Source organism: Clostridium sp. JN-1, from assembly GCF_003718715.1.
In the GTDB taxonomy this organism is placed as follows: Bacteria; Bacillota; Clostridia; order Clostridiales; family Clostridiaceae; genus Clostridium_AV.
This window is the reverse complement of the sequence record NZ_CP033465.1, coordinates 2,321,079-2,344,757: the sequence shown is the minus strand read 5'-3', so window position 1 is coordinate 2,344,757 and position 23,679 is coordinate 2,321,079. Positions and strand designations below refer to the sequence as shown.

The 23,679-nt window shown below is 31.1% G+C and carries 19 protein-coding genes and 1 riboswitch; all 19 genes read left to right on the top strand.

Annotated features, from left to right (window positions below; translation table 11 throughout):
* Positions 1-189 precede the first annotated feature (189 nt).
* Positions 190-606 (top strand): C-GCAxxG-C-C family (seleno)protein, encoded by a 417-nt coding sequence (locus EBB51_RS11215; RefSeq protein WP_123054533.1) that lies wholly within the window; start codon positions 190-192, stop codon positions 604-606.
* Between the two features lie 22 nt (positions 607-628).
* Positions 629-1,537: a DNA glycosylase gene (locus EBB51_RS11210; protein WP_123054532.1), complete on the top strand. Its 909-nt coding sequence runs from the start codon at positions 629-631 to the stop codon at positions 1,535-1,537.
* A 608-nt stretch (positions 1,538-2,145) separates the two neighbouring features.
* Positions 2,146-3,630: a 4Fe-4S dicluster domain-containing protein gene (locus EBB51_RS11205; RefSeq protein ID WP_123054531.1), complete on the top strand. Its 1,485-nt coding sequence runs from the start codon at positions 2,146-2,148 to the stop codon at positions 3,628-3,630.
* A 143-nt stretch (positions 3,631-3,773) separates the two neighbouring features.
* The gene (locus tag EBB51_RS11200; RefSeq protein WP_190285277.1) at positions 3,774-4,466 is read left to right on the top strand and encodes a TVP38/TMEM64 family protein; all 693 of its coding nucleotides are present in this window, start codon (positions 3,774-3,776) and stop codon (positions 4,464-4,466) included.
* A gap of 1,112 nt (positions 4,467-5,578) precedes the next feature.
* The gene (gene groES / locus EBB51_RS11190; RefSeq protein WP_123054529.1) at positions 5,579-5,863 is read left to right on the top strand and encodes a co-chaperone GroES; all 285 of its coding nucleotides are present in this window, start codon (positions 5,579-5,581) and stop codon (positions 5,861-5,863) included.
* A gap of 55 nt (positions 5,864-5,918) precedes the next feature.
* Positions 5,919-7,547: a chaperonin GroEL gene (groL, locus tag EBB51_RS11185; RefSeq protein WP_123054528.1), complete on the top strand. Its 1,629-nt coding sequence runs from the start codon at positions 5,919-5,921 to the stop codon at positions 7,545-7,547.
* A gap of 135 nt (positions 7,548-7,682) precedes the next feature.
* Positions 7,683-8,432 (top strand): A24 family peptidase, encoded by a 750-nt coding sequence (locus EBB51_RS11180; RefSeq protein ID WP_123054527.1) that lies wholly within the window; start codon positions 7,683-7,685, stop codon positions 8,430-8,432.
* Positions 8,433-8,604: 172 nt separating this feature from the next.
* A riboswitch (purine riboswitch) is annotated at positions 8,605-8,702 on the top strand.
* Between the two features lie 152 nt (positions 8,703-8,854).
* Positions 8,855-10,309 (top strand): IMP dehydrogenase, encoded by a 1,455-nt coding sequence (guaB, locus tag EBB51_RS11175; RefSeq protein WP_123054526.1) that lies wholly within the window; start codon positions 8,855-8,857, stop codon positions 10,307-10,309.
* Between the two features lie 60 nt (positions 10,310-10,369).
* Positions 10,370-11,902, top strand: coding sequence for a glutamine-hydrolyzing GMP synthase (guaA, locus tag EBB51_RS11170; RefSeq protein WP_123054525.1), 1,533 nt, complete (start codon positions 10,370-10,372; stop codon positions 11,900-11,902).
* 215 nt (positions 11,903-12,117) lie between these two features.
* Positions 12,118-14,901 (top strand): sigma-54-dependent transcriptional regulator, encoded by a 2,784-nt coding sequence (locus EBB51_RS11165; RefSeq protein WP_123054524.1) that lies wholly within the window; start codon positions 12,118-12,120, stop codon positions 14,899-14,901.
* Between the two features lie 211 nt (positions 14,902-15,112).
* Positions 15,113-15,589, top strand: coding sequence for a mannose/fructose/sorbose PTS transporter subunit IIB (locus EBB51_RS11160; RefSeq protein ID WP_123054523.1), 477 nt, complete (start codon positions 15,113-15,115; stop codon positions 15,587-15,589).
* A gap of 77 nt (positions 15,590-15,666) precedes the next feature.
* On the top strand, positions 15,667-16,644 hold the full coding sequence (locus EBB51_RS11155) for a mannose/fructose/sorbose PTS transporter subunit IIA (protein WP_123054522.1): 978 nt from the start codon (positions 15,667-15,669) through the stop codon (positions 16,642-16,644).
* A gap of 34 nt (positions 16,645-16,678) precedes the next feature.
* Positions 16,679-17,488: a PTS mannose/fructose/sorbose transporter subunit IIC gene (locus EBB51_RS11150; protein ID WP_123054521.1), complete on the top strand. Its 810-nt coding sequence runs from the start codon at positions 16,679-16,681 to the stop codon at positions 17,486-17,488.
* 19 nt (positions 17,489-17,507) lie between these two features.
* Entirely contained in the window at positions 17,508-18,419 is a 912-nt protein-coding gene (locus EBB51_RS11145) for a PTS system mannose/fructose/sorbose family transporter subunit IID (RefSeq protein WP_123055058.1), read from the top strand.
* Positions 18,420-18,539: 120 nt separating this feature from the next.
* A complete protein-coding gene (locus tag EBB51_RS11140; protein WP_123054520.1) occupies positions 18,540-18,914 on the top strand; it encodes a DUF956 family protein in 375 nt (124 codons plus the stop codon).
* A 113-nt stretch (positions 18,915-19,027) separates the two neighbouring features.
* The gene (locus tag EBB51_RS11135; protein ID WP_123054519.1) at positions 19,028-20,380 is read left to right on the top strand and encodes a glucose-6-phosphate isomerase; all 1,353 of its coding nucleotides are present in this window, start codon (positions 19,028-19,030) and stop codon (positions 20,378-20,380) included.
* Between the two features lie 12 nt (positions 20,381-20,392).
* A complete protein-coding gene (locus EBB51_RS11130; RefSeq protein WP_123054518.1) occupies positions 20,393-20,833 on the top strand; it encodes a YaiI/YqxD family protein in 441 nt (146 codons plus the stop codon).
* Between the two features lie 73 nt (positions 20,834-20,906).
* Entirely contained in the window at positions 20,907-22,910 is a 2,004-nt protein-coding gene (locus tag EBB51_RS11125; protein WP_123054517.1) for a triple tyrosine motif-containing protein, read from the top strand.
* Between the two features lie 66 nt (positions 22,911-22,976).
* Positions 22,977-23,648 (top strand): lytic transglycosylase domain-containing protein, encoded by a 672-nt coding sequence (locus EBB51_RS11120; protein WP_123054516.1) that lies wholly within the window; start codon positions 22,977-22,979, stop codon positions 23,646-23,648.
* Positions 23,649-23,679: the final 31 nt, after the last annotated feature.

Genomic DNA, 23,679 nt, shown 5'->3' with positions numbered 1-23,679 from the left:
CATAGGACAGAGAAGGTTGATTTTTTGCTAACGCAAAAGAATCTTTAAAATTATATAAGTCAACAATGTTTCGCTTTAGCGAAACAAGTTATCAAAAATTTAATTAAAGATTTTTCGCAGTACAGCGGAGAAAAATCCTCCTTCATTGTCCTCTGTCCTCTAAAATTTAAATATGGAAGGGCGATATATATGTTAAAAGATTATATTAATAAATATTATCAGGAAAAGTATAATCTAAATTGTGCAGAAACTATTTTATATGCTTCAAATGAGATGTATAATTTAAACTTAGATAAGAAAACCCTAAAGACCATGGCTGCATTTGGTGGAGGAATGGGCATAGAGGATGTTTGTGGTGCTATAAGTGGGTCACTTGCAGTTCTTGGAATACTTTTTGTAAAAGATAAAGCGCATGAAAGTGATAGAATAAAAAAACTTTCTAAAGAGTTTTTTGAAAAATTTCAGGAAAAATTAAATACTAAAACTTGCAGTGAACTTAAAAGTAAGTATAGAAATGATGAGATTAGATGCAGCCGCATAATTTTAACAGCTGCTGAAATATTGGAGGATATAATATCTAAAAACAAAGAATTTATAGTTAAGTAAAATCGATTGGAAGTGTAAGTTAATGGATTTTAGTCGTGTGGAAAGATTTGAACATGGCATTATTTTAAAAGGTGTCAGAAATTTTGAATTAAATCATATTTTTGACTGTGGACAGTGCTTTAGATGGCACAGACAAAAAAGTGGAAGCTACATAGGAATAGCTTTTGCAAGAGTAATAGAAGTTGAAAAAAAAGATAATGATGTGATTATATACAATACCAATGAAGATGATTTCAGAGATATATGGGCTGATTACTTTGACTTATACAGAGATTATTCTGAGATTAAAGATATATTGAAAAAAGATGATATACTTAAGAAGTCTGTTGAATTTGGATATGGTATGAGACTTTTAAAACAAGACCCATTTGAAATTGTTGTGTCTTTTATAATATCAGCTAATAATAGGATACCTATGATAAAAAAGGTTATAGAAAATATAAGTAAGAAGTGGGGCAAACCAATAGAGTATAAGGGTAATACATATTATTCGTTTCCAGATATAGAAGCTTTAAGTAAAGCTTCCGAGGAAGAACTTGAGAAATGCAGTGCAGGTTTTAGAGCAAAGTATATAAAGAATACAGTGGATTTAATATATACTAAAGGAACATTTAAAGATGAAGATTATGATGAACACTGCGATTTAAATTGGATAAGTAGGCAAAGTGATAATGTATGCCATAATGAATTGCAAAAGTTTATGGGAATTGGCCCAAAGGTTGCAGATTGTATAATGTTATTTTCTATGCAAAAGTATTTTTCGTTTCCTGTAGATGTTTGGGTTAAAAGAGCAATGCAGTATTTTTATGTAGCACCTGACGTTTCACTCAAAAGGATAAGGGAATTTGGAATAAATAAGTTTGGTGAGTTATCAGGATTTGCCCAACAATATTTGTTTTATTATGCAAGAGAAAATAATATTAAATTATAGAAATATTATAATATCAACGTTTATATGTATGCGTATAAAAGTGTAATTTGTAGTTATACTATATAATGCTGCACTATAAGATACTTCCCTTAATAAAAAGAAGCTTGTATTGAAAATTAACAATACAGGCTTTTTTGCATAAAATAATATTAGTATGTATTGATTATTGCTGTTGAAATTCAATATATTTATTTTTCCATAATTTGAAAAAAATATTATTATTCAAATTCTGTTACAATGATTAAAATAATTTGTTATAATGAAGTTAGATGTAAGATAAGATGTTGCAGAATTATTTTTGAGATACAGGGGGAACTTTTGTATAACTAATAAATTTATTAATTATATAACGTTTTGAGAGTATGATTGTTACAAATTTAACAAATATGTTAGAAATTTAACGATTTTGTATAATTAAAAAGTTTATTATAATTAAAAAATTTGTTGTAATTAAAAAAATTTGTATTAATAAATTTATGTTACAATAATTAAAATAATCTGTTATAATGTCATACGGAAGTTAATTAGGACAACATACATCTGTATTATATAAAATTATAAATCATACCTATTTGGGTATGATGTCGTATAAGGGGGAGAAGAATAATATGATAGCATTTGAAACTCCACTAAAGGAGCTAAAATTTTTAGTTTTGAAGGAGATAGTAGGCTTAGTTAGACAAGACAAACTTACAAAATCAGAACTAGAGAAGATTCCTTTCAAAATAGCACCAGGGGATAAGGCACAATATAGATGCTGTGTTTATAAGGAAAGAGCTGTTATTTATGAAAGAACTCAACTAGCGGCAGGTTTTTTGCCAATTGATAATTTAGCCCGTGATTTGGTAGATGCAGATGACAAGCAAGTAATATATGTTTTACCTGCAGCTTGTGATAAATGCCCTATACACAAATACACTGTTACAGAGGCATGCAGGGGATGTATTCAACATAAATGCATGGAAGTGTGTCCAGCTGGTGCTATAACTAGGGTTGATGGTAGATCTTATATAAACCATGAGTTATGTAAGGAATGTGGAATGTGTAAAAAAGTTTGCCCATATAATGCCATAGCAGAAGTTATGAGACCTTGTAAAAAATCGTGCCCAACTGGTGCACTTGAAATAAATCCAGATGATAGGAAGGCTATTATAAAAAAAGAGAAGTGCATAAGTTGTGGAGCTTGTATGGCCGCATGTCCTTTTGGAGCTATATCTGACAGAAGTTTTATAATAGAAGTTACTAAAGAGTTAATGAGTAATAAAAATGTATATGCAGTAGTTGGACCTGCTATAACAGGACAGTTTGGAAATAAGGTGAGTGTTTCTAAAATAAAGAATGCTTTTAAAGCAGTTGGATTTTCTGATATGTTAGAAGCAGCATGTGGAGCTGATGCAGTTACCGTCCATGAAAGTAATGAATTTGTCGAAAGAATGGAAAATGGAGACAAATATATGACTAGTTCATGCTGTCCTGGGTTTGTTAATTATGTAGAAAAGATGCTTCCAGATCAATCTGAAAGAATGTCAGGAACTGTATCACCTATGGTTGCTGCGGGTAGAATGATTAAAAAATTTGATAAAGATGCAGTAGTTGTATTCATGGGACCATGCACAGCAAAGAAAACTGAAATAAAAAGAGAAAGTGTAAAAGATTCAGTTGATTATGTACTGACATTTGAAGAAGCAGCTGCGCTTTTAGCCGGATTTGGTGTAGATCCTGAAGAGTGTGATGATACAGATGTTAATGATGCATCATCATTTGGAAGGGGATTTGCACAATCAGGAGGACTTACAGCAGCCATAGAAAACTATGTCGGTGATAAAAGGTTAAAAGTAAAATTTAATTCAATTAAGGTAAGTGGAGCAGGTGAAATAAAAAAAGCTATGATAATGGCTAAAGTAGGAAAAATTTCACAAAACTTTATAGAGGGTATGATGTGCGAAGGTGGATGTATAGGCGGACCTGCAGCGATGAGTTCTGCAGCGAAGTCAAGACCTCAACTTATTAAATTTAAAAATAAATCTGATAAAAAATCTGTACTTGATAATGAAAACCTTAAAAAATTTGATGATGTAAATCTCGAAAAATAGATAGTAAGCAATAAATAAAATCTTTGATTAATTATTTGATTAGTCAAAGATTTTACTTTTATATTAAATTTAGATTAAATATATTGAATAGTCCAGCATCATGATTTATAGTATAAGTTATTATAATGTTTAGGATGATGAAAATGATTGGAAAATTATATGAGAAAATAAAAAAGTATAAGTCATATATAGGATTTGCTATAATACTTATATTTATTATCTATGTTGGATATGAATACTATGATAAATATTTTTATATATTTAAGGATCCCGTTAAAATCAAGAATGTAATAATGTCTTATGGAGATTACAGTATTTTTGCATTTGTAATTCTTCAAATCATACAAGTGATCGCTTTTTTTATTCCAGGTGAGATAGTACAAATTGCAGGGGGATATATATATGGTGCAATTTTAGGAACTGTGATTTCATTTATAGGAATAACTATTGGAAGTATAGTTGTATATGGTATTTCTTACATTTTTGGTAAGCCGCTGGTTAAAAAAATAGTTTCAAAAAAAGATTTTAAATATTTTGATAAAATTTTGAATTTGGGTAATATAAATTTAATAGTTTTTCTACTTTATTTAATTCCAGGTATACCCAAAGATATATTAGGCTATATCTGCGGTATTTCTAGAATAAGCGCTAAAAATTTTATTATTTATTCTTCACTTGGGAGAATTCCTGGAATAATGGTATCAGCATATTTTGGAGCTAAAATAAGTTCTCAAAATTATGCTCTGCTTATATCAATAGCTGTTATTATGATACTGGTATTTATATTAGGTGTATTTAAAGGCGAAAAAATAGTAAGAAAGTTTATGAAAAAGTAACATGAAAACAGAGGACAAAGGACATAGGACAATGAAGGTTGATTTTTTGCTAACGCAAAATAATCTTCAAACATTGTCCTCTGTCCTCTGAATATGTTACCAAAATTTTTAGTGTATAAGTTAACTTTCTAGTTAATTTCCTTATAATGATTTGAATTTACGATATACTATTTTTAATAATAATGCTAAAATTATTATTATAAACATTATTAAAATTAAACAGTGCATGAAATATTCTTCTGGCAGCATTTTTATTACAGGATCTTTAACTGGATCAAATAACCAGTACTCATTTGAAAATATAATTTTATGAAATATAGTAAAAACTCCATTAAAGTTAAAATAAGATAATAAAAATATAAATGTACATATAGTCAATAGTATATTTGAACACAAATTTAAAATGCAATAATTTTTCTTTATGAAATTTATGCTAATAACACAAAGTATTATTAATATAAATAATAGGAAATTTATTTTTAGAAATAAGTTTTTAACTTCAATAAAGTGAATTTTACCTTCTAAAGAGTATGGTAAAATTGGCAGATTAAAATCTGCAGTATTACTTGAGTTAATAAAATCTATTATATAGTTGTAAATTAATCTTATTTGATCATTGTTTAAATTAGAGAGTTTTGGTATATCTAAGTGATTTATATCAAAAAAATAAAGTATCCTAAAATTTAAAGTTATTTTTATGGCAATTAGAATTATAGTTAAAGATACAAATAAGCTAATTATAGATTTAACAAAGAATTTAAACATATCCTTAATGATTAATACACATCCTTTCACAATTAAATTAGTAATTACTGTATTTTATAATATATCCATAAAGTAAATAAAAATAAGTTTTTACCTTATCATGTAACTTATTTCCAATAATCAAGCAAAACAATAAGATATTTAGTAATAATGAGAAAATTAAAGTTAAATTAACACTGATGGAATATTTAAGAGTAAATAATTTAATAAGTATGAAATTGGAATTTGAAAATATAGATATGATTCATTATTATAATAATTGTATTAGCACTCGAAAGTAATGAGTGCTAACAAAAAGTCAGTAACTTTATTAAAATATATAAAGTAATTTTTAAGGAGGGGTTTAAATGAATATTAGACCACTTGGAGACAGAGTTGTAATTAAAAGATTAGAAGCAGAGGAAACTACAAAGAGTGGAATTGTTTTACCAGGAGCTGCAAAAGAAAAACCTCAAGAAGCAGAGGTTGTTTCAGTAGGACCCGGCGGATTGGTTAACGGAAAAGAAGTAAAAATGGAAGTTAAAAAAGGAGATAGGGTATTATTCTCCAAGTATTCAGGAACTGAAGTTAAGATAGATGGAGAAGAATATACTATTTTAAGACAGGACGATATATTAGCTGTTATGGAATAGTTAAAGTAAAACATCTATCAGTTACTATTGCTAATTTGTTAGGAGGTAAAATTTTATGGCAAAAAATATTTTGTTTAGTGAAGAAGTTAGAAGATTAATGCAAGATGGTGTTGATAAGCTTGCTAATACAGTAAAAATTACACTTGGACCTAAAGGAAGGAATGTTGTCCTTGATAAGAAATTTGGTTCACCACTTATTACTAATGATGGTGTTACTATAGCAAAAGAAATAGAATTAGAAGATCCATATGAAAATATGGGTGCTCAGCTAGTTAAAGAAGTTTCCATAAAGACAAATGATGTAGCAGGAGATGGAACAACTACAGCTACACTACTTGCTCAAGCTATTATAAGAGAAGGATTGAAGAATGTTACAGCAGGAGCTAATCCAATGCTTGTAAGACAGGGAATAAAGATAGCTGTTGATAAAGCTGTAGAAGAAGTTAAGAAAATTTCTAAACCAGTAGAAGGAAAAGATGATATAGCTAGAGTTGCATCAATATCAGCTTCCGATAAAGAAGTAGGTAAACTTATAGCAGATGCTATGGAGAAGGTTGGTAATGAAGGAGTTATAACTGTAGAAGAATCAAAATCAATGGGTACAGAACTAGATGTTGTTGAAGGTATGCAATTTGATAGAGGATATGTAAGCCCATACATGGTAACTGATACAGAAAAAATGGAAGCATCACTTGACAATGCATATTTATTGATTACAGATAAAAAGATTTCAAGTATCCAAGATATATTACCACTACTTGAGAAAATAGTTCAGCAAGGTAAAAAGCTATTAATAATTGCTGATGACATAGAAGGTGAAGCATTAGCAACTTTAGTTGTTAACAAATTAAGAGGTACATTTACTTGCGTTGCAGTAAAAGCTCCAGGGTTTGGTGATAGAAGAAAAGAAATGCTTCAAGATATAGCAATACTTACTGGCGGTCAAGTAATATCAGAAGAATTAGGAAGAGATTTAAAGGAAACAACATTAGATATGCTTGGAAGAGCAGAGTCTGTTAAAATAACTAAAGAAAATACTACAATAGTAAATGGAAAAGGTGACAAGGCTGCTATCAAAGATAGAGTTAGTCAAATAAGAAAACAAATCGAAGGTACAACTTCAGATTTCGATAGAGAAAAATTACAAGAAAGATTAGCAAAACTTGCTGGTGGAGTAGCTGTAATCAAGGTTGGTGCTGCTACAGAAACTGAACTTAAAGAGAGAAAATTAAGAATAGAAGATGCACTAGCAGCTACAAAGGCAGCTGTTGAAGAAGGTATAGTTCCAGGTGGTGGAACTTCATATGTAAATATAATTCCAGAGATCGGAAAGTTAACTTCAGATGTTCCAGATGTAAAGGTTGGAATTGATATAATTAAAAAAGCTCTTGAAGAACCAGTAAGACAGATAGCTGAAAATGCTGGTGTTGAAGGATCAGTAATAATAGAAAAAGTTAAAAATAGTAAACCTGGAGTAGGATATGATGTATTAAATAATGAATATGTAGATATGATAAAAGTTGGTATAGTTGATCCAACTAAGGTTACAAGATCAGCTCTTCAAAATGCTGCATCAGTAGCTTCAACATTCTTAACTACAGAAGCTGCAGTAGTAGATATACCTGAAAAAACTCCAGAAGCTCCAGCACCAGGTGGAGCACCAGGAATGGGTGGAATGTATTAATATACATCAAAAATACCGCGTTTATCACGCGGTATTTTTTTTATAAATTTTGCCTAAGGTTAATATTATCCATAAAAAGGGTTATCTTAATATAATGGATAAAGTATTAAGTTTGTATTCATAGGGGTAATTATGATGATTGATTGTATGATTTTTATTGCAGGAACTATTATTGGAAGCTTCTTAAATGTATGTATATACAGAATACCTAGGGAAGAATCAATAGTATATCCTCCTTCTCACTGCACAAAGTGTAAAAATAAAATTAAGATATATGATTTGATACCTATTATAAGTTACATTATATTACGCGGAAGATGTAGATACTGCAGGAGTAAAATTTCAATAAGATATCCTCTCATAGAATTTTTAGCAGGATTGATTTTTGTAATGCTATTTAATATGTATGGTTTAAGTCTTACTTTTATAAAATACGCTGCTTTTATAAGTATATTAATTGTAGTTGCATTAATTGATTACGATACTACTAATGTATATTTTTCAACTATATTAATAGGAATAATTTTTTCAGCAATTTTTATATGCACATATATTTACATTGGGATTCCTGTAAAGGATTATATATACGGCGGCATCTTAGGAGGAGGAATACTATTTTTAATATGGTTACTTACATATGGCAATATGGGTTTAGGTGATGTAGAAATTTGCTTTGTCTGTGGATTGTTTTTTGGAATTGAATTGACTCTATTAATGATACTTTTGGCATTTGTAATTGGGTCACTTTGTGCTAGTATTCTTGTATTATCTGGTAAGAAGTCCAGAAAGGATTATATAGCATTTGGACCATATATTTTAATGTCATCTATAATATGTTCTGTTTTTGGTGAAAATATTTTTAATTTTATGTTATTTACACTTTAATCTTTGTTATTAAATTAACATTGTTGATGTAAACGTACATATAGAATCTAAATATGTATAATACAAGTACAAAATTATTGACAAAGCAGCAAAAATTGAATAGAATAGTATAAATACTTTAAATTAAAATGAATTATATATTGCAATATGTAATTAATATAAAGTTTTAAAGTCAAAATTTTTTATTTAAACTCATATATCCCCTGAATACGGCAGGGAGTTTCTACCAGAAGCCTTAAATTTCTGACTATGGGTGAAATTATTATAATTTTAGCATATTAATTTCACTCGCATGTGTACTTTAGTATGCTTTTATTTATATAGTTTTTTCTCATATCTCGGAGTGTAAGATAGGCTTCAAACTAGAAACTCTATATCTAAAAGTTTAAATTTTTGTATATATTGAAAGGAAGTTGATACAAATGGCAAAAATATGGAAAAACGGATATACATTTGACGATGCACTTTTAGTACCAAATAAATCAGAAATTTTACCAAGAGAAGTGTCTTTAACTACTAATTTAACTAAAAAAATAAAATTAAATATGCCTCTTATGAGTGCAAGTATGGATACTGTTACAGAATCAAAGATGGCAATTGCTATTGCAAGAGAAGGCGGAATTGGTATCATACATAAGAATATGACTATAGAACAGCAGGCTATGGAAGTTGACAAAGTAAAGAGACAGGAAAATGGAGTAATAACTGATCCATTTTATCTTTCACCAGATAATACAATAAATGATGCTCTTGAACTTATGAGCAAATATAGAATATCAGGTGTACCTATAACATCAAATGAAAAATTAGTCGGAATAATAACTAATAGAGATATTATCTTTGAAAGCAATTATGATAGAAAAATATCAGAAGTTATGACAAAAGAAAATCTTATAACTGCTCCAGAAAATACAACAATAGAAGAAGCAAAGGAATTATTAAAAAATCATAAAATTGAAAAACTTCCATTAGTTGACGCACAAAATAATTTAAGAGGGCTTATAACTATAAAGGATATAGAAAAGGTAAAGAAATTCCCTAATGGTGCAAAAGACTCAAAAGGAAGATTATTATGCGGTGCAGCTGTTGGAGTAACAAAGGATATGATGCAGCGTGTGGATGCTCTTGTAAAGGCAAATGTTGACGTAATAACTTTGGATACAGCTCATGGACATTCCCATGGTGTAATTGATGCAGTGAGAATTGTAAAAGAAAAGTACCCAGACCTTCAGGTTATTGCAGGAAATATTGCAACAGCTGAAGCAACAAGAGATTTAATTGCTGCAGGAGCAGATTGTGTAAAAGTTGGAATAGGACCTGGATCAATTTGTACAACTAGGATAGTAGCTGGTGTCGGAGTACCGCAGCTTACAGCTGTAATGGATTGTGTTGAAGAAGCAAATAAACATGGAATTCCAGTAATTGCTGATGGAGGAATAAAGTATTCAGGAGATGTAGTTAAAGCTTTAGCAGCTGGGGCAAAGGTTGTAATGATGGGATCATTACTTGCAGGATGTGAAGAAGCTCCAGGTGAAACGGAAATATATCAAGGAAGAAGTTATAAGGTTTATAGAGGAATGGGTTCACTTGCAGCAATGGCATGCGGAAGTAAAGATAGATATTTCCAAGAAGGAAATAAAAAGTTAGTTCCAGAAGGTGTTGAAGGAAGAGTTCCTTATAAAGGATATGTAACTGAAACTATATTTCAGCTTCTAGGCGGCATACGTTCTGGAATGGGATACTTGGGTGCAAAAACTTTACAAGATTTATATGAAAATGCTAGGTTTGTTATACAGACATCAGCAGGACTTAGGGAAAGTCATCCACATGATATTTCAATAACTAAAGAAGCACCAAATTATAGTGTAAATCAATAATATAAATTTTAATTGCAACTTTCCTCAATATAAATATGTTTTGGAGGTATCAGTATAACTATGGAGAGAGAACTAGTCCTTGTAGTTGATTTTGGAGGACAATATAATCAGTTAATAGCTAGACGTGTTAGGGAAAATAATGTATATTGTGAAATAGTACCATATACATATTCTATAGAAAAGATAAAGGCTAAAAATCCTAAAGGAATAATATTCACAGGCGGTCCAAACAGTGTCTATGGAGATAGTGCACCTAGAATAAATAAAGAAATATTTGAATTAGGTGTTCCTATACTTGGAATATGTTATGGTGAACAGTTGATAGCTTATACTTTGGGAGGAAAAGTTGAAAGTCCTGAAGTAAGGGAATATGGTAAAACTAATGTAAAATTATATGATAATTCCGAATTGTTTTATGGAATAGACCAAGATGAAACTTGCTGGATGAGTCATACTGACTTTGTATCTGAAGCTCCTAAAGGATTTGATATTGCAGCTGTAACAAGTCAATGTCCCGCAGCTGCTATACAAAATGTTCAAAAAAAGATATATGGAGTTCAATTCCATCCTGAAGTACAGCATACTCCATTTGGTAAAAAGATGCTTTCAAACTTCTTGTTTAGAATTTGTAAGCTCAAGGGTGATTGGTCAATGGCATCCTTTGTAGAAGAAAAGGTAAAGGCTGTAAGGGAAATAGTTAAAGATAAAAAAGTAATATGTGCACTATCAGGTGGTGTAGATTCATCTGTTGCAGCTGTATTAGTACATAAAGCTATTGGAAAACAATTAACTTGTATCTTTGTAGATCACGGTTTACTTAGAAAAGATGAAGGTGATCAAGTAGAAAGAGTATTTAGACAGCAATTTGATATGAATTTGATAAGAGTTGATGCTAAAGATAGATTTTTAGGAAAATTAAAAGGTGTTAGTGATCCTGAAAGAAAGAGAAAGATAATAGGAGAAGATTTCATAAGAGTATTCGAGGAAGAAGCAAATAAACTTGGAGATATAGGATTTTTAGTACAGGGAACAATTTATCCCGATGTAGTTGAGAGCGGAACTAAAACGTCAGCTACTATAAAGAGCCATCACAATGTAGGTGGATTACCAGAAGATATGAAGTTTAAATTGATAGAACCTCTTAGAGAGCTGTTCAAAGATGAAGTAAGGGCAGTTGGTGAAGAACTTAAAATACCTCATAAATTGGTTTGGAGACAGCCATTTCCAGGTCCGGGACTTGCAATAAGGGTTCTTGGAGAAATTACAGAAGAAAAACTTGAAATTGTAAGAGAAGCAGATGCTATTTTTAGGGAAGAAATAGCAAGTGCAGGACTGGATGAAAAGATATGGCAGTACTTTGCATGTCTTCCTAATATACAATCAGTTGGTGTTATGGGAGATGAAAGAACTTATTGTCATACAATAGCTCTAAGAGCCGTAACTTCAAGTGATGCTATGACTTCAGATTGGGCTAAGATACCTTATGATGTTTTAGATAAAGTAAGTAGAAGGATAGTAAATGAAGTTAAAGGTGTAAACAGAATTGTTTATGATATAACAAGCAAACCACCAGCTACAATTGAATGGGAATAAGATGCAGTAAATTTACAGCTTAATAATTCAGCTAGCGGAAAGTAATTAGGATAGAAATATCATAGTTACTTTTCCTTTTTTATAGAATAATTCATAAATTTTTTTCTTTAAATATTTATTTGAAAGTGTATTATAGTATTGTATTGATAGAGTATTAAAATTTGATTTGTTATGTATTGATTAGTGTGTTTATTTTGGAGAAAGGAGATTTTAAGTTGAAACGTATAGATAAAATATATAATTATTTACTTGATAATACAAAAAAACTTAACTTGGACACTATAAAAGAAAAAAAAGGATTTAGTGCATCAGAAATCTCAAAAGAATTAGATATATTGAGAAATAATGTGAGTATGGAATTAAACGTACTGCTTAGAGATAAAAGGATAATAAAGATCAAGGGAAGACCAGTGTTATTTTTAGAAAAGGGTACTGTAGAGAATATTGTTGGATGTAAGTTAGAAGGTAAGTCTTTAGAATTTGACAGTATAGATAAGTTAATTGAATTAAGTAATAAAAATAAAAAAGATAAAGATCCATTTAATAATTTAATAGGTGCAGAAACAAGTCTTAAAAATCAAATAGAGCAAGCTAAGGCGGCGGTACTATATCCTCCTAATGGTCTGCATACTTTAATTGTCGGACAAACGGGAGTTGGAAAAACATTATTTGCAAACATGATGTACAATTATGCTAAGTATGCAAAAAGGTTCAGTAAAGATGCACCATTTATAGTATTTAATTGTGCAGACTATTATAATAATCCACAGCTTTTGATTTCACAAATATTTGGACATGTAAAAGGAGCTTTTACAGGAGCTGAAAATGAAAAAGTTGGTTTGGTTGAGAAGGCAGATGGTGGAGTGTTATTTTTAGATGAAATACACAGACTTCCGCCGGAAGGTCAAGAGATGATATTTTATTTTATGGACACAGGAACTTATAATAAACTAGGAGAAACTGAAAAAGTAAGAAAATCTAATGTACTTATAATAGGCGCAACTACTGAAGATCCAGCATCATCATTATTAAAAACTTTTGTAAGAAGGATACCTATAATAATAACAATTCCTACTTTTGAAGAAAGACCTGTTAAAGATAAGTTAGACATGGTTAAATTTTTATTATCGAATGAAGCACATAGAGTAAATAAAACAATAAAGATTGAAGATGAAGCTGTAAAAGCATTAGTAGGCAGCGCTTCCTTTGGCAATGTAGGACAAATGAAATCCAATATTCAGCTTGTGTGTGCTAAAGGTTTTTTTAATAGTATAGGCAGTGATGATTGTATTGAAATAGATTTCAAGTCCCTTCCAACAGATATAAAGGATGGAATATTTCATTTGGGTGGTAAGAGAAAGGAAATGGAAGAAATATCAGAATATATTGATTCACAACTTGTTATTACACCTGAAGGTGAATATAAAGCACTAATAGATGAAGACCCTTACGAACCTCCATTTAACTTATATAAGATAATAGAAGATAAGTCTGCTGTATTAAAAGGTGAAGGTGCAGATGATGAGTATATTAAAAATTTTATTACTACGGATATAAATGTTCATATGAAGTGTTTTTATGATAAGTTTAAGAATAATGTACAAGGTAGGGAAAAGATACTTAAGATAGTAAATGAAGATATACTTGAATTTGCAGAAAAAATAAAAGATATTGTTGAAGTAAGGCTTAATAAAAAGTTTAATGAAAGATTTTTGTATGCTCTTAGTTTGCATTTAAGTGCATTTTTCAAAAGAGTTGAAAACAAAAGGAATTTGAAATACGCTAACGTTGAAGGCATTATTAAAGATAATCCTGATGAATACAATGTTTCTATTGAAATTAAAGAATTAATAGAAGAAAAGTATAAAATAGTAGTTCCCAACATGGAAATAGTATATTTGACTTTACTACTTAGTTCAATTCAGGACACGCAAAGTAATGAGCGTGTTGCATTAATAGTTGCTGCACATGGAAGCAGTACAGCAAGCAGTATGGTGAATGTTGCTAAAAAGCTTTTAGGTGAAGGTGTTATAGAAGCTGTAGATATGCCGCTTGAGGTGAATCCTAAGAAGGTATTAGATGATATGACAGAAAAAGTAAAAGAAATAGATATGGGTAAAGGAGTACTTCTTTTAGTAGATATGGGGTCTTTAGTAAATTTTGATGTTGTTATTACGGAAAAGACTGGTATAAAGGTTAAAAGTATAGATATGGTATCTACCCCTTTAGTCTTAGAAGCAGTTAGAAAAGCAAATATTTTTGATATGGATTTAGACAGTATATATGATTCACTTAAAGAGTTTAGGGGGTATGGTCGATATATAGAAGATTGTACTGCATCTGATATACATAAAGCTATAATAACTATTTGCAGCAGCGGTCAAGGAGCTGCCGAAAAACTTAAAGATTTAGTTAATGACATTGTTGTAAATTTAACTGATGAAAAAATAGATATAATACCTGTTGGTATAAATAAATTAAATGAGAGAATAAAATTAATAAAAAAAAGTTATTCTATCATTGCTTCTGTTGGAATTGTAGATCCAAAGATAGAAGTTCCATTTATTTCATTAGAGTCTTTGATTAATGGTCCTGGAGAGAACAACTTAATTAATATAATACAAAAAAACAATATTTTAATAACAAAAAAAGATGAAAATATACAGGTAAAAGATTTGTGTCAAGACAGTTTGAAAAAATTTTTAACATTTTTAAATCCATACAAAGTAATAAGTGTATTAATGGAGTTTTCAAGTGTATTGGAAAAGGAAATGAATGCACATTTTGATAATTTACTTTGCATTAGATTAATAATCCATGTAGGCTGTGCATTAGAGAGAATGGTAGTTAGAGATGGATTAGTATATAAGGATGATGTTTCAAAGTTAAATAAGGAGACACTAAAAAGTATTAGAAAAGCTAATAGCGTATTTAAAGATTCATTAAATATTGCTTTAAATGATGATGAAATTTATTATATTGCTGAAATGTTTCAATGAAGTGTATCAAACGTATTGATAAAAAACATTAGAGTATTAAAAAGTTCTAAAGTGTATCAATAAAACAGATTTTAATAAATTTTAATTGCCTTAAAGTACTGATTTTATAAGACACAGTGCTTTAAGGTTTTTTTTAATACACATCTTTGGCATGAAGTTTGCTAATAATAAATAATGTTTATCACAATGTGATGAAGAGGAGAAATTATAAATGAATATAGTATTAGCAAGAATTGACGACAGATTAATTCATGGGCAGGTTGCAACAATTTGGTCAAGGGAAACAAGGTGCCAGAGGATAATGGTGTGCAATGATGAAGCTGCGAATGATGTCATAAGGAAGACACTTTTAACGCAAGTAGCTCCTCCAGGAGTTAAAGCTAATGTAGTAGATGTTGAAAAGGCTATTAGAGTTTGTAAAAATCCAAGGTATGAAAGTGTAAGAGTAATGCTTCTTTTTACAAATCCAGCAGATGTGCTTAGGATGGTTGAAGGCGGAATCGATATCAAAAGTGTAAACATTGGAGGAATGGCTTTTAAAGAAGGAAAGAAACAAATAACTACTGCTGTTTCGGTAAACGAAAAAGATATAGAATCTTTTAAAAAGCTTAATGAAAAAGGAATTGAATTAGAGCTGAGGAAAGTTGCTACAGATACTAAAGTTGACATAATGACTAAATTAAAATAAATTTTGGTTACAGGTTTTTTTAGAACTTTTTTATAAATTTTACTGTAATAATTAAAAAATAGGAGGTATAAAGAAAGATGGTAGGAATTATTCTTGCTAGTCACGGAGAATTTGCTAAAGGCATCTTGCAATCTGGTGCAATGATTTTTGGAGAACAAGAAAATGTAAAAGCTGTTACATTGATGCCCAGCGAAGATCCTGATGACATTAAAGCAAAAATGAAAGACGCAATCGCATCTTTTGACAACCAAGATGAGGTTTTATTCTTAGTTGATCTTTGGGGCGGTACACCATTCAATCAAGCAAATAGTTTATTTGAAGAACATAAAGATAAATGGGCAATTGTAGCTGGTATGAATCTACCAATGGTGATTGAAGCTTATGCTTCACGTCTCTCAATGGAATCCGCACAGGAAATTGCGGCTAATATCGTAAAAGTAGCTAAAGAAGGAGTTAAAGTTAAGCCTGAAGAGTTAGAACCAAAAGATACTGGTAAATCTTCAGAAGCTTCGGCAGTACAATCTAATACAGGTGCACCTGGATCATTCGAATATGTTTTAGCTCGTATTGACTCTCGTTTACTTCATGGGCAAGTAGCGACTTCTTGGTCAAGAACTGTGCATCCTACACGAATTATTGTCGTATCAGATGCAGTAGCCAGAGATGAGCTTCGTAAAAAATTGATTCAACAGGCTGCTCCTCCGGGTATTAAAGCTCATGTTGTTCCAATTAAACAAATGATTAAACTTGCAAAAGATGATAAACATTTTGGCGGACAGCGTGCATTACTTCTTTTTGAAAATCCAGAAGATGTACTTAGAGCAGTAGAAGGTGGAGTACCATTAGAGACAATCAATGTTGGTTCTATGGCTCACTCTACAGGTAAAGTTCAGCCAAACAAAGTGCTTGCTTTCAATCAAGAAGATATTGATACCTTCAATAAGCTTAAACAAGCTGGATTGAAATTTGATGTCCGTAAAGTTCCAAATGATTCAGGAGAAAATATGGACGAAATATTAAGAAAAGCACAAGAAGAATTAAATAAATTAAAATAATTTAACGATTTAAAGAAATGGAGGATTAATAATCATGGATTTAAATATTATTCAAGTGATATTAGTCATTTTCGTAGCATTTCTAGCTGGTATGGAAGGTATCTTGGATGAATTTCATTTCCACCAGCCAGTAATTGCTTGTACGTTAATCGGCTTAGTTACAGGTAACTTAGTACCATGCCTAATCCTAGGTGGTACTCTTCAAATGATTGCCTTAGGTTGGGCAAATATCGGTGCTGCTGTAGCACCTGATGCAGCGTTAGCATCTGTTGCATCCGCAATTATTCTAGTTCTTGGTGGGCAAGGCAAAGCAGGGATTCCTTCAGCTATCGCTATTGCTGTTCCACTAGCAGTTGCAGGATTATTATTAACAATTATTTGTCGTACAATTGCTACAGCATTTGTACATTTCATGGATACTGCTGCTAAAGACGGAAATATCAGAAAAGTTGAAATGTGGCATATCATTGCTATTTGTATGCAGGGTATACGTATTGCACTTCCAGCAGCCTTGATCTTAGCAATTGGAGCTGGCCCTATTCGTGAATTACTTGAAGCTATGCCTGCTTGGTTAACAGATGGCTTAGCAATCGGTGGTGGAATGGTTGTAGCTGTTGGTTTTGCAATGGTAATCAACATGATGGCTACAAAAGAAGTATGGCCATTCTTTGCAATTGGTTTTGTGTTAGCAACTGTTACACAAATTACACTTATTGGACTAGGTGCAATTGGTACAGCTTTGGCTTTCATTTACTTATCACTTAGTAAACAAGGCGGCTCAGGTAATGGAGGCGGCGGCTCAAATACTGGTGATCCATTAGGTGATATTATTGATAACTACTAAGGAAGGAGAAAACACGAAAATGGTAAAACAATTAAAATTAACAAAAAAAGATCGTATTTCTATTTGGTGGCGTTCAACTTTCATTCAAGGTTCTTGGAACTATGAAAGAATGCAAAACGGTGGTTGGGCATTCACATTAATTCCCGCAATCAAAAAATTATATAAGACTAAAGAAGACCGTGCAGCTGCATTAAAACGCCACTTGGAGTTCTTTAATACTCACCCATATGTAGCTTCGCCAATCATTGGTGTAACATTAGCCTTAGAAGAAGACCGTGCAAATGGTGCACCAGTTGATGACGTAGCTATTCAAGGTGTTAAAGTTGGTATGATGGGACCTTTAGCTGGTATCGGAGATCCAGTTTTCTGGTTTACAGTTAAGCCAATTTTAGGTGCATTAGCTGCTTCTCTTGCTATGAGTGGTAACATCATGGGACCAATTATCTATTTCTTAGCTTGGAATGCCATCCGTATGTCATTTATGTGGTATACACAAGAGTTTGGTTACAGAGCAGGAACTCGTATTACTGACGATTTATCAGGCGGTTTACTGCAAGATATTACAAAAGGAGCATCCATCCTTGGTATGTTCATTTTGGGATCATTAGTTAACAGGTGGGTATCCGTTAAATTTGCACCTGTAGTATCATCCGTTAAGTTAAGTCAAGGTGCTTACATTGATTGGAGCAAACTTCCTGCTGGAGCAGAGGGTATTAAACAGGCTCTGATGCAACAAGCAGCTGGTTTGTCGTTAACTGACCATAAGATTACGACACTGCAAGATAATTTTGATTCACTGATTCCTGGACTCGCAGGATTAGCATTGACATTCTTTTGTATGTGGCTGCTTAAGAAGAAAGTATCCCCAATTGTCATTATTCTTGGACTATTCGCAGCGGGTATTGTTTTCCACTTAATCGGTTTAATGTAATATTTTTTAACAAAAGCCTAGGTCAGTGTAATATTTTTTACTTAGCCTAGGCTTTTTTTAAACATATAAAACATATATAATAGAAACAAATGTGTGTATAAGTAGAAAAGAGGTAGATCTATGGTTCAATCACTCAATACAAATGTTGATCTAACAATGGATGCAACAGCCTTTACAGGTTTGTCGGATTATGGCAAGATAATGATTGGCGACAAGGGTTTTGAATTTTATAATTCTCGTGATTCTCGCAAATATATTCAAATTCCTTGGGAAGAAGTTGACTATGTCATTGCGTCCGTATTACTAAAAGGAAAGTGGATTCCACGATATGCGATCAAAACGAAGAAAAATGGTACTTATACTTTTGCTTCTAAAGAATCAAAAAAAGTACTCCGTGCTATTCGAAAATATGTTGAACCAAGTCATATGGTTCGTTCGTTAAGTTTTTTTGATGTGATCAAACGAGCGGTCAAATTGAGATTTAAGAAGGGCTAATAAATAAGATAAAAAAGAACTGAAGTTGGTCAGTTCTTTTTGAAGTTATTTTAAAGCATAAATAGTATATACTATTTATCATAGACAAAACACAATATTTTGGAGGTTAAAGTATGTCTAACAAATGTTTAAAATTCGATTTAGAAAATTGTACAAATTATTTAAAGGAATATGAAGTAGAAGCTATGCAGCCTTTTGTAAATGAGGCACATGATATGCTTCATAAAAAAACTGGTCTTGGTAATGACTTCACAGGGTGGATTGATTTGCCGTTAAATTATGATAAAGAAGAATTTGAGAGAATAAAAAAATGTGCTCAAAAAATTAGAAAAGATTCAGATGTACTAGTAGTTATAGGAATAGGCGGATCATATCTTGGAGCTAGAGCAGCTATTGAAATGCTTTCACATACATTTCATAATGACTTGCCAAAAGAAAAGAAAGATGGACCTACTATATACTTTTTAGGAAATAGTTTAAGTTCAACTTATATGGCAGAGTTACTTGAAGTTATAAAGGGTAAGGATATATCAGTAAATGTCATATCAAAATCAGGTACGACAACAGAACCAGCAATAGCTTTTAGAATTTTAAGGGAGCTGCTTGAAAAAAAATATGGACGTGATGGAGCAAAAACAAGAATATTTGCCACAACTGATAAGAAAAAAGGTGCATTAAAATCTCTTGCAGATACAGAAGGATATGAAAGTTTTGTAATCCCAGATGATGTTGGGGGAAGATTTTCAGTACTTACGGCAGTTGGACTTCTTCCTATTGCTGCAGCTGGAATTGACATTGATGATTTAATGAAAGGTGCTCAAGATGCAGTAAGTCTTTATAATAATCCAAAGTTAGATGAAAATGATGCTTATAAGTATGCAGTAGCAAGAAATGTATTGTACAAGAAGGGAAAAACTACAGAGATACTTGCAAACTTTGAACCATGCTTACATTATTTTGGAGAGTGGTGGAAACAACTATATGGTGAGAGCGAAGGTAAAGACCATAAGGGCATATTCCCTGCAGCAGTTGACTTTTCAACAGACCTTCATTCTATGGGCCAATACATTCAAGATGGAAATAGAAATTTAATTGAAACATTTATAAATGTAGAAAAACCTAAAAAAGATGTTGAATTGAAGTTAGATGAAAGTAATCTTGATGGATTAAACTTTATTGCTGGTAAAACTATGGACTTTGTAAATCATCAAGCTTTCAAGGGAACAATTTTAGCTCACAGCGATGGAAGTGTTCCTTGTATGGTTTTAAATGTACCAGAATTAACTGCATATTATTTAGGAAATATGATTTATTTCTTTGAAAAAGCATGTGGTATGAGCGGATATTTGATGGGTGTAAATCCATTTAATCAGCCTGGAGTTGAGGAATACAAGAAAAACATGTTTGCACTCCTTGGAAAACCAGGTTATGAAGAATTAAAATCAAAGCTTGCAAAAAGGCTGTAGAAGGATGAGGGTATGAGAATTTTAGTGGATGCAGATGCATGCCCAGGGAGATATATAATAGAAAAAGCGGCAAGAAAAAATAACTTAGAACTTATTTTTTATTGTGATATAAATCATTTTATAAATAGTGATTACGGTGAAGTAAAATATGTAGATCAGTGGTTTCAAAGTGTTGATATTGTTTTGGCTAATGAATGCAGGAAAAATGACTTAATTGTAACTCAGGACTATGGTGTAGCAGCCATGGTCTTGGGAAAAGGAGCATATGCTATAAGTCCTAGGGGATATATATATAATAATGAAAATATAGATAGACTTTTGTTTGAAAGACATATATCCAGCAAGATTAGACGAAGCGGCGGTAAAACTTCTACATTTAAAAAGAGAACAGTAGAGGATGATAAAAGGCTGTATGATAATTTAATAAAGTTAATTCACAAAATAAAATGTTAGAAAACCCTATTACATAATATGTAAGTATAGTATAATATATCATAAAGATACTGTTTCAGGGGATGAGAAGTATATGAATGAGTTATCAATAGGGTATAATTTAAAAAGTCCGCAGAATAAAAATGCAAAAATAAATATCAATGTTATGAATTCAATGAAAGAAGATCTATTATTTAAGTACATAATTGTATGTAATGGAAAGTGGAGTACATTAAAAGATTTTAGCGGAAATAGTAATGTTGAATGGATTCCTAAACAAGATGGCAGATATACAATAATAGTAGAAGCACGTAAAAGAGACAGCCTTAAAAGTTTTGATTATGTATCAAGAGATAATTATATAATAGGCAATATTGAAGAAAAGTTAATAAATAATATTTCAACAAGTACTAAAAGTTTACAAGTAGGAGAAAAGCTGGATTTAACTGTAAATGTAAATAAGATACCAGTTATGTTTAGATATTGGCTCAGGATTAATAATAGGTGGGAAGTAATAAAGGATTATTCAGCTGACAACACGCTTACATGGGTTGCAAAGTCAGATGGTAAGTTTGAAATACTTGTTGAATGTAAAAATGTTGATTCTGAAAATAACTTTGATGATTTTGAAACTGTTGAATTTGAAGTTGTTCCTCTTAAAGTTGTTCAAATAAAAGATTTTAAGTGTCTTGTAAGTGAGCTTTTAAAAGGTAATGAACTAATTTTTGAAGTTGAGACAGTACATGAAGAAGATAGAACTATACTTTATAAATTCATAAAAATATATGAAAGTGGTAAATTTGAATGTATTCAAAATTATTCAACCAAAAGGATAATAAGTTATGTAGAAAACGAAAGCGGAAATTATAAACTCTTGTGTTTAGTTAAAGACATGTATTCTACAAAAGAATTTGATGATAGGGCTGTAATGAATTTTCAAATAAAAGATTATAAAGATATTTGTATTAAAAGTTTTACATCTGACTTAAATTCACCGCAGTTGTGCGAAACAAGTATAATATTTAAAGCAGACGTTATAGGAGGAAGGGAGTTACTATATAGGTATATAATAAAAGGAACTTATGCAGAAGATTCCGGTTATACGAGAAATAATACCTATGTTTGGACAAGCAAAGTACCAGGAAGGTACGATATAGCATTATGGGTAAAAGACAAGAGCTTTGATGGTAACTATGAAGCATGTCAAAACTTAGAATTCATCATAGATGAAAAGAGCAGTAAACCTGTTAAAATTGACAAAGTATTTATTGATAAAAATGATAAGGTTTTAGTTAATCAGGAAATAAATACAATAGTAAAAGCTTCAGGGGGAACAGATTTAAGGTATTCTTTCATAATAAAAAAAGATGGAGAAGAGATCCAAAAATTAGACTACGGCGTTTCTAATTATGCCAAGTTTTTACCTGACAAGTGTGGAAATTATGAGCTGGAAATAAGGGTTAAAGATAAATACTCCAGCCGAGAATTTGATTCACACAAGCTATTTAATATAGAAGTCTTAAAGTTTATTCCGGCAAGTATTTACTATATATTACTGCCAACTAAAGAATATTTTGTAGTAGGAGATACTATTAAATTAGAAATCATATCACAAAATTCAAGCACTACCTTGGTAAAGTATATACTTAAAATAAATGATCATAAGGTTGAAGAAACAGATTATGTAAAACAGAAAAGGTATATGTTTATACCAAAATGCAGAGGCAAATATACTGTTGAAGTATTTGCTAAAAATGCAGAAAGTGATAAAGTTTTTGATTGTAAGAAACAAGTGATTCTTAATATTCATGAATGTATTTCGCTGTCTAATACAAAAATAAGCTGTAATAAATTGGAGTTTAAATGCAATAATTCAATTACATTTACAGTTTCAAGTGAGCATGGTAAAGATGTATTATATGAATTTTTTATTATGGAGAGTGGAGATTGGAATATGGTACAAGAGTATAGTAGAAAAAATTATTATACTTTTATACCATTTGTTCATGGTGAATACAAAGTACTTGCTTTAGCAAGAAGCCAATACTATAAAGAAGCTTATGAGGACTATGATATACTTAAATTTAATGTTGAATAGATATTGTATAAAGTTATTTATAATTAAAACGATAAATTAGTAAAACTATAAAGAGCTGGTGAAAAAATGCAAGTGAATGATATTAGCGGCCAGGCTAAGAAAATTTTACAGCTGGAGCTTATGACTCAAATTCTAAAAGAAGCTGTTTCGAGCACTGGCAATTCAGATTATTTTGATATTATGCTGGAAAGCTTGATGAAAGCCGCAGCTGACAGCAGTGGAAATATAGACTTAAGCAAACTTGGATTTGAGGATGAGGATTTAAGTAAGTTAGGCTATGGTGCAGGTCAAAGATTTAACTCAATTTACAACAATATAAAAAGTGATATAAAAAGTGGTAATGTAAGTATAGATTCAGCTGTTGAAAAGGCATCTAAAAAATATGGTGTTGATAAGTCACTTATAATGGCAGTTATAAAGCAGGAGTCTGATTTTAATCCAAGTTGTACGTCAGGGGCAGGTGCTGAAGGGTTAATGCAGCTTATGCCGGGTACTGCAGCAGAACTTGGAGTGTCTAATCCATATAATGTTGATCAAAACGTAGATGGCGGAACTAAATATTTAAAATCTTTACTTGATATGTATGGAAATAATAAGGAATTGGCACTAGCTGCGTATAATGCTGGACCTGGAACTTTAAAAAACAGAGGTGTAACTGATGATTCAGGTATATCTAGATTGCCATACGAAACAAGAGATTACGTTACAAAAGTTATGAAATACTATTCAGGAAAATAAAGACGGTCTTTAAAAGGCTGTTTTTATTTTT

Excerpts from the sequence above, each read along its gene's own strand:
- EBB51_RS11180 (WP_123054527.1), top strand. The coding sequence starts at position 7,683 with ATGATTGATTGTATGATTTTTATTGCAGGAACTATTATTGGAAGCTTC.
- EBB51_RS11200 (WP_190285277.1), top strand. The coding sequence starts at position 3,774 with ATGATTGGAAAATTATATGAGAAAATAAAAAAGTATAAGTCATATATA.
- EBB51_RS11215 (WP_123054533.1), top strand. The coding sequence starts at position 190 with ATGTTAAAAGATTATATTAATAAATATTATCAGGAAAAGTATAATCTA.
- EBB51_RS11125 (WP_123054517.1), top strand. The coding sequence starts at position 20,907 with ATGAATGAGTTATCAATAGGGTATAATTTAAAAAGTCCGCAGAATAAA.
- EBB51_RS11135 (WP_123054519.1), top strand. The coding sequence starts at position 19,028 with ATGTCTAACAAATGTTTAAAATTCGATTTAGAAAATTGTACAAATTAT.
- EBB51_RS11160 (WP_123054523.1), top strand. The coding sequence starts at position 15,113 with ATGAATATAGTATTAGCAAGAATTGACGACAGATTAATTCATGGGCAG.
- EBB51_RS11210 (WP_123054532.1), top strand. The coding sequence starts at position 629 with ATGGATTTTAGTCGTGTGGAAAGATTTGAACATGGCATTATTTTAAAA.
- EBB51_RS11205 (WP_123054531.1), top strand. The coding sequence starts at position 2,146 with ATGATAGCATTTGAAACTCCACTAAAGGAGCTAAAATTTTTAGTTTTG.
- EBB51_RS11130 (WP_123054518.1), top strand. The coding sequence starts at position 20,393 with ATGAGAATTTTAGTGGATGCAGATGCATGCCCAGGGAGATATATAATA.
- EBB51_RS11120 (WP_123054516.1), top strand. The coding sequence starts at position 22,977 with ATGCAAGTGAATGATATTAGCGGCCAGGCTAAGAAAATTTTACAGCTG.
- EBB51_RS11145 (WP_123055058.1), top strand. The coding sequence starts at position 17,508 with ATGGTAAAACAATTAAAATTAACAAAAAAAGATCGTATTTCTATTTGG.
- EBB51_RS11150 (WP_123054521.1), top strand. The coding sequence starts at position 16,679 with ATGGATTTAAATATTATTCAAGTGATATTAGTCATTTTCGTAGCATTT.
- guaA (WP_123054525.1), top strand. The coding sequence starts at position 10,370 with ATGGAGAGAGAACTAGTCCTTGTAGTTGATTTTGGAGGACAATATAAT.
- groL (WP_123054528.1), top strand. The coding sequence starts at position 5,919 with ATGGCAAAAAATATTTTGTTTAGTGAAGAAGTTAGAAGATTAATGCAA.
- EBB51_RS11155 (WP_123054522.1), top strand. The coding sequence starts at position 15,667 with ATGGTAGGAATTATTCTTGCTAGTCACGGAGAATTTGCTAAAGGCATC.
- guaB (WP_123054526.1), top strand. The coding sequence starts at position 8,855 with ATGGCAAAAATATGGAAAAACGGATATACATTTGACGATGCACTTTTA.
- EBB51_RS11140 (WP_123054520.1), top strand. The coding sequence starts at position 18,540 with ATGGTTCAATCACTCAATACAAATGTTGATCTAACAATGGATGCAACA.
- groES (WP_123054529.1), top strand. The coding sequence starts at position 5,579 with ATGAATATTAGACCACTTGGAGACAGAGTTGTAATTAAAAGATTAGAA.